Source organism: Amycolatopsis mongoliensis (assembly GCF_030285665.1).
GTDB lineage: Bacteria > Actinomycetota > Actinomycetes > Mycobacteriales > Pseudonocardiaceae > Amycolatopsis > Amycolatopsis mongoliensis.
The window spans coordinates 2,699,590-2,715,868 of record NZ_CP127295.1 but is presented as its reverse complement, the minus strand read 5'-3'; the positions used below and the strand labels follow the sequence as shown (position 1 = coordinate 2,715,868).

15 protein-coding genes are annotated in these 16,279 nt (G+C 70.0%); 5 read left to right on the top strand and 10 right to left on the bottom strand.

The genetic code is table 11. From position 1 onward, the window contains the following. Window positions 1-30: 30 nt before the first annotated feature. From purB to QRX60_RS13145, 6 genes are all read right to left on the bottom strand, one after another. A complete protein-coding gene (gene purB, locus QRX60_RS13170; protein ID WP_286001063.1) occupies window positions 31-1,458 on the bottom strand; it encodes an adenylosuccinate lyase in 1,428 nt (475 codons plus the stop codon). A 22-nt stretch (window positions 1,459-1,480) separates the two neighbouring features. Next, window positions 1,481-2,812, bottom strand: a complete 1,332-nt coding sequence (locus tag QRX60_RS13165) for an N-acetylmuramoyl-L-alanine amidase (RefSeq protein WP_286001062.1) — start codon at window positions 2,810-2,812, stop codon at window positions 1,481-1,483. Then, a complete protein-coding gene (locus QRX60_RS13160; protein ID WP_286001061.1) occupies window positions 2,788-3,672 on the bottom strand; it encodes a DUF4380 domain-containing protein in 885 nt (294 codons plus the stop codon). The genes QRX60_RS13165 and QRX60_RS13160 overlap by 25 nt, the downstream gene beginning before the upstream one ends. Then, window positions 3,666-4,811, bottom strand: a complete 1,146-nt coding sequence (gene dgoD, locus QRX60_RS13155) for a galactonate dehydratase (RefSeq protein WP_286001060.1) — start codon at window positions 4,809-4,811, stop codon at window positions 3,666-3,668. The genes QRX60_RS13160 and dgoD overlap by 7 nt, the downstream gene beginning before the upstream one ends. A gap of 12 nt (window positions 4,812-4,823) precedes the next feature. Next, window positions 4,824-5,507, bottom strand: coding sequence for an SDR family NAD(P)-dependent oxidoreductase (locus QRX60_RS13150; RefSeq protein WP_286001059.1), 684 nt, complete (start codon window positions 5,505-5,507; stop codon window positions 4,824-4,826). Between the two features lie 62 nt (window positions 5,508-5,569). Further along, window positions 5,570-7,633 carry a hypothetical protein gene (locus QRX60_RS13145; protein WP_286001058.1) on the bottom strand — a complete coding sequence of 688 codons (2,064 nt, stop codon included), beginning with the start codon at window positions 7,631-7,633 and terminating at the stop codon, window positions 5,570-5,572. 111 nt (window positions 7,634-7,744) lie between these two features. Between QRX60_RS13145 and QRX60_RS13140 the strand changes: the two genes are divergently transcribed. The 5 genes from QRX60_RS13140 (at window position 7,745) to QRX60_RS13120 (ending at window position 12,505) form a co-directional block, all read left to right on the top strand. Continuing rightward, window positions 7,745-8,659: a sugar kinase gene (locus tag QRX60_RS13140; protein ID WP_286001057.1), complete on the top strand. Its 915-nt coding sequence runs from the start codon at window positions 7,745-7,747 to the stop codon at window positions 8,657-8,659. Further along, a complete protein-coding gene (locus QRX60_RS13135; protein ID WP_286001056.1) occupies window positions 8,656-9,273 on the top strand; it encodes a bifunctional 4-hydroxy-2-oxoglutarate aldolase/2-dehydro-3-deoxy-phosphogluconate aldolase in 618 nt (205 codons plus the stop codon). Before QRX60_RS13140 ends, QRX60_RS13135 begins: the two co-directional genes overlap by 4 nt. Then, entirely contained in the window at window positions 9,266-10,270 is a 1,005-nt protein-coding gene (locus QRX60_RS13130; protein ID WP_286001055.1) for a lactonase family protein, read from the top strand. The genes QRX60_RS13135 and QRX60_RS13130 overlap by 8 nt, the downstream gene beginning before the upstream one ends. 175 nt (window positions 10,271-10,445) lie before the next feature. Then, window positions 10,446-11,579, top strand: coding sequence for a hypothetical protein (locus QRX60_RS13125; protein WP_286001054.1), 1,134 nt, complete (start codon window positions 10,446-10,448; stop codon window positions 11,577-11,579). A 53-nt stretch (window positions 11,580-11,632) separates the two neighbouring features. After that, complete coding sequence (locus QRX60_RS13120) at window positions 11,633-12,505, top strand: hypothetical protein (RefSeq protein WP_286001053.1); 873 nt, start codon at window positions 11,633-11,635, stop codon at window positions 12,503-12,505. An 8-nt stretch (window positions 12,506-12,513) separates the two neighbouring features. Here QRX60_RS13120 and QRX60_RS13115 read toward each other — a convergent pair whose 3' ends face one another. From QRX60_RS13115 to QRX60_RS13100, 4 genes are read right to left on the bottom strand one after another with little or no spacing between them, the layout of a single operon-like run. Then, window positions 12,514-14,268 (bottom strand): alpha-galactosidase, encoded by a 1,755-nt coding sequence (locus QRX60_RS13115; protein ID WP_286001052.1) that lies wholly within the window; start codon window positions 14,266-14,268, stop codon window positions 12,514-12,516. Then, entirely contained in the window at window positions 14,247-14,525 is a 279-nt protein-coding gene (locus QRX60_RS13110) for a hypothetical protein (RefSeq protein ID WP_286001051.1), read from the bottom strand. Before QRX60_RS13110 ends, QRX60_RS13115 begins: the two co-directional genes overlap by 22 nt. Before the next feature lie 14 nt (window positions 14,526-14,539). Further along, window positions 14,540-15,361, bottom strand: coding sequence for a carbohydrate ABC transporter permease (locus tag QRX60_RS13105; protein ID WP_286001050.1), 822 nt, complete (start codon window positions 15,359-15,361; stop codon window positions 14,540-14,542). Continuing rightward, the gene (locus QRX60_RS13100) at window positions 15,358-16,278 is read right to left on the bottom strand and encodes a carbohydrate ABC transporter permease (protein ID WP_286001049.1); all 921 of its coding nucleotides are present in this window, start codon (window positions 16,276-16,278) and stop codon (window positions 15,358-15,360) included. Before QRX60_RS13100 ends, QRX60_RS13105 begins: the two co-directional genes overlap by 4 nt. Window position 16,279: the final 1 nt, after the last annotated feature.

Genomic DNA, 16,279 nt, shown 5'->3' with positions numbered 1-16,279 from the left:
TCGTTCCATTCCGTGGACGGGTGCGTCAGCTCACAGGATCGGTTGCGGCGCATAGCCCGCGGCCGCGGGGAACCGCTCGAGGACCTGCGCCACGCGCTCGGCCACCTGCGCGACCTGACGGCCGGCCGTGCCGGTGAACGAAATGCGGTCGGCGAGCAGCTTGTCCAGCTCACCGCGGTCGAGCGGGATGCGCTCGTCGGCGGCGAAGCGGTCGAGGAGGTCGTTCTCGGCACGGCCTTCCCGCATCTCCAGCGCGACGGCGACGGAGTGCTCCTTGATCGCCTCGTGAGCCGTCTCACGCCCGACGCCGGCGCGGACCGACGCCATGAGCACCTTCGTGGTGGTGAGGAACGGCAGGTAGCGATCAAGCTCACGCTCGATCACCGCCGGGAAGGCGCCGAACTCGGAAAGGACCGTGAGGAAGGTCTCCAGCAGGCCGTCGAGCGCGAAGAACGCGTCCGGCAGCGCGACGCGGCGGACGACCGAGTCGGAGACGTCGCCCTCGTTCCACTGGTCGCCGGCCAGCTCGCCGATCATGGAGAGGTAGCCGCGCAGCACGACGGCCAGGCCGTTCACGCGCTCGCACGAGCGGGTGTTCATCTTGTGCGGCATGGCGGACGAGCCGACCTGGCCGGGCTTGAAGCCCTCGGTGACCAGCTCGTGCCCGGCCATCAGCCGGATCGTCTTGGCCAGGCTGGACGGCGCCGCCGCGAGCTGGACCACGGTGGACAGCACGTCGAAGTCGAGCGAGCGCGGGTACACCTGGCCGACGCTGACGAACCGCTGGTTGAAGCCCAGGTGCTGCATCACGCGGTCTTCGAGCTGGTCCAAAGTGGACTCATCGCCGAGCAGGTCGAGCATGTCCTGCGCGGTGCCGACCGGCCCCTTGATGCCGCGCAGCGGGTACCGCTCGATCAGGTTGTCGAGCCGCTCGAAGGCGACGAGCAGCTCGTCGGCCGCAGTGGCGAACCGCTTGCCGAGGGTGGTGGCCTGCGCGGCGACGTTGTGCGAGCGGCCGGCCATGACGGTGTCGGCGTGCTCGACGGCGAGGGCGGCCAGCCGCGCCAGCACGGCGGCGACGCGGGTGCGCACGAGCTCCAGCGAGCGGAGCAGCTGCAGCTGCTCGACGTTCTCGGTGAGGTCGCGCGAGGTCATGCCCTTGTGGATGTGCTCCTGCCCGGCGAGGTCGCTGAACTCCTCGATGCGGGCCTTGACGTCGTGGCGGGTGACGCGCTCCCGGGCGGCGATCGACTCGAGGTCGACGGTCTCGAGCACGCGCTCGTAGTCCTCGACGACGCCGTCGGGCACCTCGACGCCGAGGTCCTTCTGCGCCTTGAGGACCGCGATCCAGAGCTGCCGCTCCAGGACGACCTTCTGCTCCGGCGACCAGAGCGAGACCAGCTCCGCCGAGGCGTAGCGGGCGGCGAGCACGTTCGGAATGCGGGGCTTGTCCGTCACGCCCTCACGATACCTGCGCTGGTCAGCCGGGGTGCACGTCGGACGCCTTCACGTAGACGACCCGGTGGTTGTAGGACAGCTGGAGGTACTTCGTCCCGCCGGTGACCAGGGTGTGGTTGGCCGGCACGCCCGCCGGGTCGAAGCGCGCGTAGTAGTTCTCCGCCCGGAACTCGCCGGTGACGACGTAGCTCTGGCCCGCGGGCAGCGTCCACGGGATGGCACCGACCGTCCAGATCGGGTCGAACGGGATGTCCGCCGGGTACTCGGACTGCTCGGGGAACGCGCGCCCGTACAACGGCGCCGACGTGAGAGCGGTCACCTGCTGGGCGCGAGCCGGAACCGTCGCGTGGTGGCCCGGGTTCGAGAACCACGCCTTCTGGCCGCCGTACCAGATGGCCGTCCAGTCGCCCTGCTCGCCGGCGAGCGCGTAGGTGCGACCCGCGACCGCCTTGTCGCTCCAGTCGTCGATCGCGGTCGTGCCCGCCGAACCGTCCGGGTGCACGACGGGGTCGGTGATCAGCGGCGAGGCCGCGTCGGGCGCGGTGTGCAGGTAGACGAAGTTCGCGCCGTGCGCCGGCAGCGGTGTGCAGGTCGTTCCGGTGCAGGACGTCAGCTCGGGCTGGTTGGCCGCGTAGTCCGGCTTGATCGTGACGGCCGGGCTGCCGGCGGGACCGGTCGCCTCGACCGGCGCGCCGAGGAGGTCCATGTAGTGGTTCCAGTCCCAGTACGGGCCCGGGTCCCAGTGCGCGGCCGCGAAGTTCGTCGTGCGCTCGCGGGAGATGTCCTCGTGGCCGAGGATGTGCTCGCGGTCCAGCGGGATGTGGTACTTCGCCGCCAGGAACTTCACGAGGTCCGCGGACGCGCGGTACATCTGCTCGGTGTACCAGGTGCCGCCCTGCGTCGCGATGCCTTCGTGCTCGATGCCGATCGAGTGCTCGTTCATCGTCCAGTTGCCGGCGTGCCAGGCGACGTCCTTCGTCGGCACCATCTGCGTCACCTGGCCGTCGGACGAGCGGATCACGTAGTGCGCGCTCGACCCGCTTTCCGGCTTCCGGAAGGTCGCGATGGCCTGGTCGTACGGGCTGACCGTGCTGCTCGGCAGGCTTTCGGTGTCGTGGATGACGATGTACTTGATCTGGTCGCCGTCCGCCGGCCGGTTCGCGGGGTCGTAGTTCCCGTAGTTGTTCGGGTTGCCGTGGTCCGCGCTCGCCCAGTCGTAGGCGGCCGGGACGAACCGGCAGTCGAGGTTCGCCGGGCACTCCGGCGCTTCCTGCGCGTGGGCCGTGACGGGGAGGGCGGCGGTGACGGCCAGCGCGAACACCGCGGCGGTCAGGCTTCGGACGGTGAAGGGCACACGCCATCTTCCCGGATCGCGGCACGGATTAACAAGCCGGTCTTCTCGCCCGGTTCGAGGGTCGTCAAGGGACCGAGGACCTCCAGCTCGACGATCCGCGCGGGCGGGTCCAGGTCACCCAGCGCGGCCAACGGTTCGGGAAGCGGGTGTTCCAGCCAGATTTCCAGCGGTGAGCCCTCATCCGGGTACTCGCCCGCCGGGTCGACGTCGAACGACAGCGTCAACGGGCCGTAGGTGACCCAGCCCGCGGTTCCGGGGACGCCGAGCTTGCCCACGACGTCCTGCGCCGGCACGACCAGCCGGTCACCGTCCACTGTGTACTCCGGCGTTCCGGTGCCCGCGACCAGCGCGACGACGTCGGGCCGGCTGAGCCCGGCCGTGATCGACCCGCCGCCGGGCAGCTGGGTCACGTTCCACAGCGCCCACCGGATCGGCCGATCCGCTGTGTTGGAAGCGGACAGCCGCAGCTCGTAGCCGTCGTCGGTGAGGGCGACCGTGCGGCTGAACTTCAGGCCGGTGCGCGGATCCGCCCGGCTGACCATGGTGACCAGGTCGTCGCCGGTGTAGGCCAGGTACGGGCCCGAATCGAGGACCGGGTCGGGCGGACCGGGCCACTCGTCCGGTCCCGACCAGCCCTGCGGCGCGGGCCAGGTCTTGTCGCCGCCGTAGTTGACCCAGTCACCCATGCGGCCCGAGTTCGGCCGGAACACCCCGCCGGCGCGCAGGTTCAGCGCGTCGTCGAGCAGATCGGCGTTGCGCCACAACAGTTCGACACCGCGGTGCCGCACCGACAGCAGCCGGCCGCCGAGCTCCGGGACCAGACCGAGCCGCAGGTCGCCGCGTTCGAGCCAGGTCACCATTCGGCGAGACCGCCGTCGTCGTGGCGCCACACCGGCGAACGCCAGGTGTGCCCGACCTCGTCGGCGCGGCGGACGGCCGCCTCGTCGACCTCGATGCCGAGCCCGGGCCCGAGCGGGCGGGCCGCGTAGCCGTCCCGGAAGGCGAAGATCGACGGGTCCGCGAGGTACGCGTGCTCGCGGCCCTCGTGGTAGTGCATGCCGACGCTCTGTTCCTGGATCAGGAAGTTCGGCGTCGCGAAGGCGACCTGCAGCGACGCGGCCAGCGAGATCGGCCCGAGCGGACAGTGCGGTGCCAGCGACGCGCCGTAGATCTCGGCGAGCGCGCCGATCCGCCGCAGCTCGGAGATGCCGCCGGCGTGCGACGGGTCGGGCTGGACCACCGCGACGCCCGCGTCGAGCACCGGCTTGAACTCCCAGCGGGAGTAGAGCCGCTCGCCGACCGCGATCGGCACGGTCGAGGCTTCGACGATCGAGCGCAGCGCGTCGCCCTGGGTCTCCGGCAGCACCGGTTCCTCGACGAACATCGGCTGGACGTCTTCGAGCAGCTTCACGAGCCGCCGGGCCATCGCGGGCGAGACGCGGCCGTGGAAGTCGATCGCGAGGTCGCGGTGCGGGCCGAGCACCTCCCGGGCTTCCCAGGCGCGCGCCACCGCGGCGTCGGCCTCGGCGGGGGACGCGATCGCCGTCAGCGGGCCGGCGACGTTCATCTTCACCGCCGTGAACCCGGCCTCGACCTGGGCGGACACGGCTTCGCGAATGCCGGACGGCCGGTCGCCGCCGACCCAGCTGTAGACGCGGACGCGGTCGCGGACCGGGCCGCCGAGCAGCTCGTGGACCGGCGCGTCCCGGACCTTCCCGGCGATGTCCCACAGCGCGTGGTCGTAGCCGGCGAGCGCGCTGGAGAGCACCGGGCCGCCGCGGTAGAAGCCGCCGCGGCGCAGCACCTGCCAGTGGTCCTCGATGCGCAGCGGGTCCTGGCCGATCAGCAGCTCGGACAACTCGTGCACGGCCGCGCGCACGGTCTGCGCGCGGCCCTCGACCACGGGCTCACCCCAGCCGCTGATGCCTTCGTCGGTGCTGACCTTGAGGAACAGCCAGCGCGGCGCGACCAGAAACGTTTCAACCCCGGTGATCTTCACCCGTGTCCCCCTCTACGCGGAATCCTTGGCGGCGGACCAGCCGCCGTCGACGGTCAGCTCGGCCCCGGTGACGAACGACGCGGCGTCCGAGAGCAGGAACGCGATCACGTTCGCCACTTCGGCTGGGTCGCCGAGGCGGCCCGCGGGGGTCGCCCGCGCGCTGCGTTCGCGGTCCGCCGGCGAGATGCGGTTCCAGGCCTCGGTGAGCACCGGCCCCGGCAGGACCGAGTTGACCCGCACGTCCGGGGCGTATTCGACGGCCAGCTGCCGGGCCAGCGCGACCAGCGCGCCCTTGCTCGCGGCGTACGCGGGGTGGCCCGGCAGGCCGAAGTGCGCGTGCACAGACGAGACGAGCACGATCGCGCCACGCCGGGTGCGCAGGGAAGGCAAGCAGGCTTTCACTGCCAGGTACGTGCCGGTCAGGTTGACGTCGAGCTGCCGCTGCCACTCGGCGCGGCCGATCTCGTGCAGCGGCCCGGTGCTCGGCACGTAGGCGTTGCTGACCAGGGCGTCCACCTCACCGATGGCCTCCCAGGTCGCCTCGTCGCTGACCGAGCCCCGGACGGGGACGACGCCCTCGGGGAGTTCGGCGATGTCCACGCCCAGCACGCGGTAGCCGTCGTCGAGCAGCTTCCGGGCCGTCGCCAGCCCGATCCCGGACGCCGCTCCGGTCACCACCGCGGTACACGTGGACATCGCCTTCTCCCTTTCCTAGAACTTCTCCATCCATGCCCCCGCCGCCACCCTCAACGGAGGCGCTACGCGCCCATCTTTGTCACGTGGACATGGTCGTCCGGCCCACGGGCCGCGAACCACAGCGACGCGCCGTCGGACGCCGCGCCGAGGGTTCCCACGATGCTCCCGCTCGGGTACTCCGGCCGCTTGAACCAGCCGGCCCAGGAACCGGACCACTCGTTGGCCCGCAGCGAGTAGTCGCTCGCGGACGCCGTGAGGGCGACCTTCGCGCCGACGGCGACCAGCGTCGGGCTGCTGCTGACCGTGCCACCGATGGACGTCCAGTCCGACCAGCTGTCGCCGGTCTTCGTGCGGGCCCAGACGCTGTCGTCGGCGGTCCGGACGGCGACGACCGTGCCGCTCGTGGACGTCGCCGCGCCGGGACGGCCGTAGATCGGCTCGCCGCCGGGCGCGCCGAGACCGGACCACTGACCATCGCTGGTCCGCTGCCAGACCTGACCGTCGGCACCTCGCGCGAAGACCGTTCCGTCGCTGGTCACGGACGGCGAATCGGTCAGCGTCCCGCCGAGCCGCTTCCAGTCGCCCCAGCGCTTCGAGTAGCTGCGCCGGTAGAGGGCGTTGTCGAGGCCGCGGACGTAGACGTCGACGCCGGTCGGCGTGGCGACGGCGGCGGGCTGGCCGAGGAACTTGCCGCCGACCTGACGCGATCCGTCGAGGCCGTTCTGCTGGAGGTTGCCGGCGGGGTCGCGGAAGAACGTCACGGTCTTCCCGCCGGTGCGCACGACCGCCGGGCTCGCGGACGCGGGGCCGCCGAGGTCATCGCCGGGGACGAGGTCGGTGCCGTGCAGGCGGAGGAACGCGGTGCCGTGCGCGGGGACGGTGACCGTGTACTCGCCGACGGCGCTACCGCGGTCGGCGCGGGCGCGGAGGTCGCGAACGGACACCCGGCCACTGAGGCCCGCGTCCGCGAACTTCAGCGTCATCTGCGTCGGAGCCTCACCGCGGTTGAGCAGCACGACGGCCCGGTCGCCCCGCTGGGAGAGGACCTTGCTGTAGGTGTCGGTGCCGCCGGTCGTCGCGACGCGGACTCCCTGGATGCCGAGGCGGTCCTGGTTGACGCCGACGATCTCGGGGTTCTTGAGCGTCTTCAGCATCGACGCGGGCAGCGTGCGCGGGTCGGAACCGAGGATCAGCGGGGAGGCCGTCTCCGCCCACATGACGAACTGGGTGGTCGACTCCTCCTCGTTCAGCTCGTAGGTGCCCTGCTCGGTCTTGCGCATCGGGATCAGGTAGTCGGGGTCGTTGTAGTGGCCCGGCCCGTTCGCCTCGGGGTGCGCGGCGTTGGCGTCCATGTTGCGCAGGACGTCTTTCCAGATGCCCTCGTACGGGGTGCCGAACGCGATGTCCGTGCTGGTGCGCCACGAGTCGGCGACGAGCGGGCCGTAGGTGTAGGCGATGCCGGCGACCTGGTCGGGCCCGTGCGGGGTACCCCACTCGTCGGTGACCGGGTTGCAGACGTTGAGCACCATCGGCCGCCCCGCCTTGGCGAGGGCCTGGCTGAACTGCGTGAACGCCTCGGCGGGCTTGAGGTTCTGGGCGATGCCGCAGAGGAAGTCGACCTTGACGGCGTCGAACTTCCAGCTCGCGAACCGCTTGGTGTCCTGCTCGTAGTGGCCGCCGGAGCCGGCCGCGCAGTTCTTGCCGTCGGAGGCGCCGGCGTCGGTGTATATGCCGGCCTTGAGTCCCCGGTCGTGCAGGTAGTTGACCAAAGTGGACAGTCCACTCGGGAACTTCGCGCTGTCCGCGAGGAGGTTGCCCCGCGCGTCGCGCGGGTCCGGGGCGGTCCAGCCGCCGTCGATCCAGACGTAGCGGTAGCCGGCGTCGCGCAGGCCGCTGGAGACGAGGAAGTCCGCGACGGACTTGACCGACGCCTCGCTGGGCGCGCCCAGGCCGTAGTAGGTGTTCCAGCCCATGTACGGGGTCTTCGCGACCCCGCTGTCGTAGTAGTCGGGAGCGCCTTGGTCCACGGCCGGTGTTGCCTGCGCGGGGATCGCGATGGCGGTGAGCGCGGCGGCGGCCGCAGCTACGACCGCTAGGGATCTCTTCGGGAACATGGTGCCGGACACCCTTCTCCAGTGAAACAGCGTCGAGCCAGGCCGGGAGCAGCATGCCGGGGCGCCTCGGTCGCCGTCAAGAATAAATCCTAAATTAAGATTTCACGCGCTATGCTCTGCTCGATGAACACCGAAGTCGTCACTCTCGGCGAGGCGATGCGGCTGCTGCTCGCCGAGCCCGGCGTCGCCCTGCGGCGCGCCCGCACCTTCACGTCGTCCGTCGCCGGAGCCGAGACCAACGTCGCCGTCGGCCTGGCCCGGCTCGGCCACCGCGTCCGCTGGCTGAGCCGCGTCGGCGACGACCCGTCCGGCGCGCACGTGCTCGCGACGCTGCGCGCGGACGACGTCGACGTCTCGCGGGTCGAAGTCGACCCGGACGCGTACACCGGGTTCCTCATCCGGGACACCGAGACAGTCGAGTACCACCGAAGCGGCTCCGCTGCTTCGCGCCTTTCAGCCGCGTACGTGCGCGAAGCAGGCCTCGACGGCGCTCGGCTCGTCCACGTCTCGGGCATCACGGCGATGCTGTCGTCCGACGCGCGCGAAGCCGTCGAAGCGCTCTTCACACTGGCTCGCGCTTCGGGCGCTTGGGTGTCCTTCGACCCGAACGTCCGGCTGAAGCTCGGTCATCCGGACCGTTGGCGCGAGACGGTCGGCACGCTGTTGACCAGGGCGGACCTGGTCTTCACCGGCGAAGACGAGCTCGAGCTGCTCGGGCAGACCCCGGGAACGCTGCTCGCGGGCCGGGCGCAGACGGTCGTCGTCAAGCATCGGGACAAGGTCGCGCGAGCGGTGACGGCCGACGGGTCGTGGTCGCAGCCGAGCCTGGTCACACAGGTCGCCGATCCGGTCGGGGCGGGTGACGCGCTGACGTCGGGGTACCTCTCGGCGTGGCTGCGGGGCGCGTCTCCGGAGGAAGCGCTGCGGGCGGGCGCGGCCAGCGCGGCGCTGGTCGTCGGCACGCGGACGGACCTCGAAGGCCTGCCCGACCAGGGCGAACTCACCAAGGCACTGCTCGGCACGGAGGTGGACCGATGAGCTATCGCTGGGAGATCACCGCGAACGCACTGCGGCAGGGCGTGGTCGGGATCGTGCGCACGCACGACGCGGAGTCGGCGGTTTCGGCGGCGCGCGCGGCCCTTGAAGCCGGACTGCGCTCGATCGAGCTGCCGCTGACGAACCCGGGCGCGCTGGACGCGATCTCGGGGCTGTCCGCGGCCTACCCGGACGCGACGATCGGGGCCGGCACCGTGCTCGACGAGGCGTCGGCGGTGCTGGCGATCCGCGCGGGCGCGCGGTTCCTGGTGTCGCCGTCGGTGGACGCGGCGGTGATCCGTACCGCTCACCGGTACGGCGCGGCGGCGTTCCCCGGCGCCGGCTCGGTGACCGAAATCGTGCGGGCGCTGGAGGAAGGCGCTGACGCGGTGAAGGTGTTCCCGGCTTCGGCGCTGAGCCCGTCGTGGGTTTCGGATGTCCGGGCGGCGCTCCCGCAGGCGCCACTGGTGCCCACCGGCGGCATCGGGCCGGCGGACGTGCCACAGTGGCTGGCGGCGGGTGCGGTGGCGTGCGGGGTCGGCTCGGCGCTGACCCGCGGCACCACCGCGGAGATCTCCGCCCGGGTCGAGACGCTGTTGAGGAGCGCGCATGGCTGAGCTGGTCTTCGTCGGGTGCTACACCGGTGATGCGGGGAACGGCACCGGGATCACGACGTTTTCCCGGTCCACCACGGGTGATCTGACGGAAGTCGCTTCGCTGCCGCTGGAGTCGCCGTCGTGGCTGACGAAGCACCCGTCACTGCCGGTGCTGTACGCGGCGAACGAGACTTCATCCGGCGCCGTGACAGCGCTGGCGCTTTCGGACTCCGGCTCGTTGTCGGTGCTGGGCACGGCGGAGACGGGCGGCGCGCACCCGTGCCACCTGGCGGTGACCCCGGACGGCCGGTTCCTGCTGTGTGCCAACTACACCGGCGGCAGCTTGGCGGTGTTCTCGCTGTCGTCTTCGGGCACCCTCGAAACGCGGACCGCCCTGGTGCAGCACTCCGGCAGTGGCCCGGTTTCCGACCGCCAGGAGGCGGCGCACGTCCACATGGCGGTCCCGTCGGCCGATGGTTCGGTGGTGAGCGCGGTCGACCTGGGGACGGACGAGATCCGCAGCTACACGCTGTCTCCCGACGGTTCGTTGTCGCCGCTCGCGGTGTCTTCGCTGCCTGCGGGCACGGGGCCGCGCCAGCTGGTGCGGCGGCCGGGGACCGACCTGGCGTACGTGGTCGGCGAGCTGGCCGGGACCTTGGTTACGGTCCGCGAGACCTCACCGGGCGCGTTCGACGTGGTCGCTTCGACGGCGTCGACGCTGTCTTCGGTGATCCCGAACCTGGTCGCCCACCTGGAGCTGGCCGGCTCGCGGATGTACGTGTCCAACCGCGGCCCGGACTGCGTGACGGAGTTCGCCCTGGACGACGCACTGGCGGTGGCGGACCAGCCGTGCGGCGCGAACCCGCGGCACTTCGCCCTGGTGGACGGAACGTGTTACGTGGCGGCCCAGTCGGAGGACGCGGTCACGGCGTTCACGCTGACCGCGTCCGGGGAGGCGGAGCTGCGGTACTACCCGACGGGGTCGCCGACGTTCGTGCTGCCGGTGTCGCTGCCCTGACGATCGCGCCGCGTGAAGATGCGGCAAACTTGCGCTTCTAGAGCCTTTGCCTAATCAAGGCAACAGCTGCTTCGGGCTAATCTTGCCTCTAACTGCCACTTGCCTTAGCAAGAAAAAAGGCACTTTGAGGCAACTTTGCCTCGCTTTACCGACCACTACGTGTCACACTTGGTTCGTGATCGAGAAGAGAAGTGCAGCTCAGGACCCTAGCGAGATACTCGCAACCGGGCTGGCCGCGCTTGAGCAGCTGCTGGGGCACGGCTGGAAAGTGACTCAACTCACAAACGAACGTTCATCGCTGCCCTCTGCCGTGTTCGACGCCAGAGTTCAGATAACGCCGCCGGACAGCAGCCCCTACACCGAACTGCTCGTCGAGGTGCCCAACAAGCCGCTGAGCCCACGCGACGTCCTGAACAAGACAGTCCCCATGATCACCGTGCTGCGGCAAGCGCAGTCCCGAGTCGCATTGCTCGTCATCGCACCTTGGCTCAGCCCTCGTACGCAGGAGGTACTGCGCGAGCACGACATCGCTTATCTAGATCTGACGGGGAATGTGTCGTTGGCGATCACCTACCCCGCGATCCGATTCCACACTCAAGGGGCCTCCAGAGCACCGAGCAAGGAATCTTCGACGCGGAACGTGACTCTCGCCGGGCCACGCGCCGGCCGTATCGTCCGCTTCCTCGCCGACTACCTGCCCCCGTACCGCGCGAGCGAGATCGTGACCCAGGCGAACGTGAGCGCACCATGGGTCTCGCGGCTGCTCGGACAGCTGGAAGACCAGTTGCTGATCCAGCGAGAAGGGCGTGACATCGTCGAGGTTCGCTGGCCCGAACTCCTCCGAGCCAGAGCCGACGCGTACACCTTGCTACGTCCCGGAAACCACGAGCAGATGGTCGCACCCAGCGGAGCGGTAGCCGTGCTCGACAGGTTGCGAAACGTCCCACCCCCGTTGTCGGGGAATTCGAACATCGCGGTGACCGGATCGTACGCGGCCCGAACGATCGCGCCACGCACGGTCGGAGGTCAGCTGATGCTGTACGTCGACCACCTGCCTCACTCAATCGACGAATGGCAGGAACAGCTTGGACTGATCCGCGTGGACGAACACGCGGACGTGCTCCTGCTCCGAGCCCCGGACACCGCTGTGTTCGACCGCTACCGCATCGTCGACGGTGTTGCGCAGGTCGGCTATAGCCAGCTCGTACTGGACTGCCTCGCCGGCACCGGCCGGATGCCTGCCGAGGGCGAGACGATTCTCGCGGTGCTCGCCGACGACGAAAGCTGGCGACTTCGCCTGAATCGGTGATGCACCCGGCTGGTGCGACACGTTACTGTCCCCCTTTATCGAGGCGGGAAGAGATGTCGAAGAAACCAGGAAACGTCGATGATCAACAGCTCAATGTCGTGGCCCGCCGGGTACTACTGGACGGCCTGACCGCTCTCGCGACCCAGTTGCCTGCTGTCACCGTGGTCGGTGCCCAGGCGGTGTACCTGCGTACGCCCGATGTGCCCCTGACGACATCCGCGTTCACGTCCGACGGCGACCTCAGCCTCGATCCCCTGCTCCTGGTCGACGAACCGTTGATCGAACGAGCCCTTCGCGACGCCGGCTTCGAGCTTATGGACGCGAACCAGCCCGGCCTGTGGCGCCGCCTCGAGGTCGTGACCGGGACGGACGAGCCGGTCCCTGTCGAACTCGACCTGCTGGTCGGCGAGACACTGGCACCAAACCAAGGTAGACGCAGCGCGCGCATTCCACCGCACGACCCCAAAACCGCCAAGAAAGTGCCAGGACTGGAAGTTGCTGCAGTCGATCGATCACCCTTGACCATCACCGCGCTGGAGAGCCAGGACCTCCGCGCGATCACCGTCAACGTGGCTGGTCCGGTGGCATTGCTCGTCGCCAAGGCGTACAAGATCCACGATCGACTGAGCCGGCAAGCAATCAAACCCGCCAGACTCAGCGATAAGGACGCGGCAGACGTCTACCGGGTCATGCTCAAAATCGAGCCACGCCAAATAGTCGCGGGGTTTGAATCAGCACTCGCGAACGACCGGGTCGGCGGAGTTGCCGCGAAGGGGCTGTGGTACCTGCAACAACAGTTCGGCGGTTCTGACACACCAGGAGTCCGCATGGCAGTCGCCGCCCTTGCCGGCGATGCCGATGAAGCAGCCATCCGGAGAGTCGTGCCTGCCTACGTCAACCAGATCCGCCGCAGTATAAAGCTGTAAAGGCTCCTTCACGGCTCCCGACGCAGGACCACGACGTCCGCGTCGTGGTCCGCGGTCCAGTCGAACGGGAGGCCCGCGTGCTTCAGGTGCGCTCCCGAGTAGCGCGTCCCGGAAGAGTCCACATAGGACGACTCCGGGCACACCGGAAGCCGCACCCGGGACGATCGGCCGGGCACCAGCGGTGCCCCGGTCAGCTGACCCGTGCTCCACGCCAGCACGACCACCGTGTCGCCGTCCTCGGACGTGTACTGCGTCGCCGCCGTCGGTTCGGCGGGGCCGTGGAGGACCCGGGCCGTGCCGTGGTGCACCACTGAGCGGATCTGCTTGTACAGCGCCACCAGCGAAGCCGCTTCGGAGTGCTGGGCGTCAGTCCAGCGCGAAAGGTCCGCGCCGATCCCGAGCACTCCCGCCATCGCCGTCACGAAACGGAACCGCAGCGACCGGGACCGCGGGTCGAACACCCCCGGGGAGTCCGTCACCCACGAGCTCATCAGGTGCGGCGCGTGCATCAGCAGGAACCCGTCCTGGATCGCCAGCCGATCCAACGGCCCGGTGTTGTCGCTCGGCCACACCACGTCCGTGCGGGCCACCGTGGCCAGGTCGGTCCGGCCGCCGCCGCCCGCGCACGCCTCGATCGTCACGTGGGGGTGCGCCGAACGCAGGTGGTCCAGCACCGACAAGTAGCCCGCCACGTGCTCGGCGTCCAGGTCCGCGAACGGCGAGCCCGGGCGGCCGCGCTCGGTCGGCGGGCGGTTCATGTCCCACTTCAGGTACGAGATCGGGTACGCCGAAAGCAGTGAGTCCAGTGTGGACTTGACGAAGGCGACGACCTCGGGCAGGCCCAGGTCCAGCAGGAGTTGGTTGCGGATCAGCGTCAGCGGGCGCCCGTCGATCCGGTACACCCAGTCCGGGTGCGAAGCGTACAACCGCGACTTCGGGCTGACCGCCTCCGGCTCGACCCACAGGCCGAACTCCAGGCCCAGGTCCCGCACCGAGTCGACGAACGCGCCGAACGACTCCTCCGCCGGGGTCCAGTCACCGAGGCCGCCGGTGTCGTCGTCGCGGCCGGTGAACCAGCCGTCGTCCACCACGAACAGCTCGACGCCGAGGTCGGCCGCCCGCTTCGCCAGCTCCAGCTGGTGCGCGCTCCGGACGTCGAACCCGGTGGCTTCCCAGGAGTTGTAGAGCACCGGACGCGGGCGCCGCCAGCGCCCGCCCGCCAGCACCCGGTCGTAGTCGTGCCACACCGACGCCAGCCCCGCCAGACCGTCCACACTGGACGCCAAGGCGACCGGCGGGGTCGCGAGGGAGGCACCGGGTTCCAGCAGGACCGGCCCCGGCGAGGGCAGCCGCCCGGCCCGGATGCGCGTCAGCCCCGAAGGCTCGACATCGGCCTCGATCGACCACGAGCCCGGCCACTCCAGCGACACGCCGAAGGCCGGCCCTCCGGAAGCGTCCTGCACGGCCAGCCACGGCACGTGCGCGTGGCCCGGCACGCCGAACCGGCTCTCCATCCGGAACCCGCCCGCGGGCAGCGCAACGGACCTTCGCGTGAACTCCTGCGACCACTGGCCGGTCAGGTACGTCAGGCGGGCACCGGCCACCGTCGGCACGCACACGCCCGCCGAGCCCAGCCGGTCGAACTCCAGCGTCGACGCACCCGTGTTCTCGAACTCGACCCACCGGGTGAGCACGTCCGTTCCGGGCACCGGCCGGTAGCAGAGCACCGCGCGCAGCCCGGTCAGCTCGTCCACGAAGGACACGCGCAGGTCAGCGTCCGAAGAAGCGCCGTCGAAGCGCCACCACGAACCGCCCCGCACGGACACATCGGCGCCGGAAAGGGGCGCAGGCCCCGTGGCGCGTACTCCACCGGCGCCGCGTCGGCCTCGGTGATGAAGTGCACCGAGCCCGCGTTCGCGAACACCGAAGGCCCGTCCTCGATCCCGGACGGCCCCCACGCCACCAGCTCCAGCCACCGCCGGCCGGGCTCCAAGGCCACGGTGTACGAAGTCGACTCCATGGACACTGTCCACGTCACTTGATCGCCCCGATCGCGAGTCCGGAGATGAAGTGCTTCTGGAACCGCAGGAACACCGCGACCGTCGGCACGGCGGCGATCACCGAGCCGGCCGCGACCACGTTCCAGTTGGACACGTATTGGCCCTGCAGGCCGAGCAGCGCCGGCGTCACCGGCATCACCGTCCCGGTGCGCAGCACGGTGATCGACCACAGCAGGTCGTTGAACGTCCAGGTGAACGCGAGCGCGCCGAGCGCCGCCAGCGCCGGGCGGGTCATCGGCAGGATGATCCGCCAGAAGATCTGCGCGACGCCGGCGCCGTCGATCAGCGCCGCCTGCTGGATCTCGCCCGGGATCGACCGCATGAACCCCTGCAGCACGAACGTGTAGAACCCGAGCCCGAACCCGACCTGCACGACGATCAGCGCCGTCAGCGTGTCGTAGATGCCCAGCAGTTCGGCCAGCTTCGCCACCGGCACGAGCAGGATCTGCGGCGGCAGCAGGTTTCCCGCCAGCATCACCAGGATGATCGTGCGGCGGAACGGGATCTCGTACCGGCTCAGCGCGAACGCCGCCGCCGAGCTGAGCAGCAGCGCGAGCAGCACCGTCGGGATGGTCACGAGCAGGCTGTTCAGCATCGCGTGCCCGCCGCCACCCTCGCCCCACGCCTGCCCGAAGCCGTCCAGCGAGAACGACGCGGGCAGCACGCCGAGGCCGTTCGACGCGATGTCGGAGAACGTCCGGACGCTCGTCGTCAGCACCAGCAGGATCGGCAGCAGCCACAGCACCGAGAGCCCGCCCGCGAGCAGGTGGAACCCGAACGTCCGCGTCCTCCTCACGAGTCCTCCCGGAAAGCGCGCACGAGGTAGGTCACGATCACGCCGAACGCGAGCACGAAGATCACCACGGCCAGCGCGGACGCGTAACCGAGCCGCAGCGACTGGAACGCCGTCGCATACATGTACGTGCTGAGCAGCTCGGACGAGTGGTACGGCCCACCCTTCGTCATCGACCACACGACGTCGAAGGAGCGCAGCGAGTCGATGATGATCACCGACAGGACCACGGAGTTGACGCTGCGCAGCTGCGGCCACGTCACGTTGCGGAACTGCTGCCACGCCGTGGCGCCGTCCAGTTTGGCCGCTTCGTACAGCGCCGGGTCGATGCCCTTGAGGCCGGCCAGGTACAGCACCATGACGTACCCGAGCTGCCGCCACAGCGCCGGGACGAGCACCGCGTACAGCGCCGTCTTCGGGTCGGCGAGCCACGAGTGCTGCCAGCTGCCGAGCCCGACCGCGCCGAGCAGCTTGTTGACGACGCCGTCCGGCTGGTAGATCACCTGCCAGATCAGCGACGTCGCGACCAGCGAGAACACCACCGGCGTGAACAGCGCGGCCCGGTAGAACCCGACGCCGCGCCGTTCCTTCTGCAGCAACGTCGCCAGCGCGAGCCCGCCGACGGCCGAGAGACCGCCGAAGAGGACGAGCCAGATCACCGTGTCCAGTGCCGCGGTCTTGAAGATGTCGTCGGAGAACATCTCGGCGAAGTTCCCCAGGCCGACGAACGTGGGCGCCGAGACGCCGTCCCAGTTCGTCAGCGCCAGGTAGAAACCCTGCAGGGCGGGCCAGAACACCCAGAACCCCTCGACGACGAGCGGCACCAGGACGAACGCGAGCAGCACGGGTGAGACCCGGCGGCGACGGCGTTTCGCGGCCAGGAACGCCGTGTCGGGCCTCTTCGCGGTCAGCACCGCCATC

What these genes read in the sequence shown, in the direction of transcription:
- QRX60_RS13160 (WP_286001061.1), bottom strand. Translation starts at nt 3,672, where the DNA reads ATGGTGACCTGGCTCGAACGCGGCGACCTGCGGCTCGGTCTGGTCCCG.
- QRX60_RS13150 (WP_286001059.1), bottom strand. Translation starts at nt 5,507, where the DNA reads ATGTCCACGTGTACCGCGGTGGTGACCGGAGCGGCGTCCGGGATCGGG.
- QRX60_RS13140 (WP_286001057.1), top strand. Translation starts at nt 7,745, where the DNA reads ATGAACACCGAAGTCGTCACTCTCGGCGAGGCGATGCGGCTGCTGCTC.
- QRX60_RS13135 (WP_286001056.1), top strand. Translation starts at nt 8,656, where the DNA reads ATGAGCTATCGCTGGGAGATCACCGCGAACGCACTGCGGCAGGGCGTG.
- QRX60_RS13130 (WP_286001055.1), top strand. Translation starts at nt 9,266, where the DNA reads ATGGCTGAGCTGGTCTTCGTCGGGTGCTACACCGGTGATGCGGGGAAC.
- QRX60_RS13120 (WP_286001053.1), top strand. Translation starts at nt 11,633, where the DNA reads ATGTCGAAGAAACCAGGAAACGTCGATGATCAACAGCTCAATGTCGTG.
- QRX60_RS13110 (WP_286001051.1), bottom strand. Translation starts at nt 14,525, where the DNA reads ATGGAGTCGACTTCGTACACCGTGGCCTTGGAGCCCGGCCGGCGGTGG.
- QRX60_RS13100 (WP_286001049.1), bottom strand. Translation starts at nt 16,278, where the DNA reads ATGGCGGTGCTGACCGCGAAGAGGCCCGACACGGCGTTCCTGGCCGCG.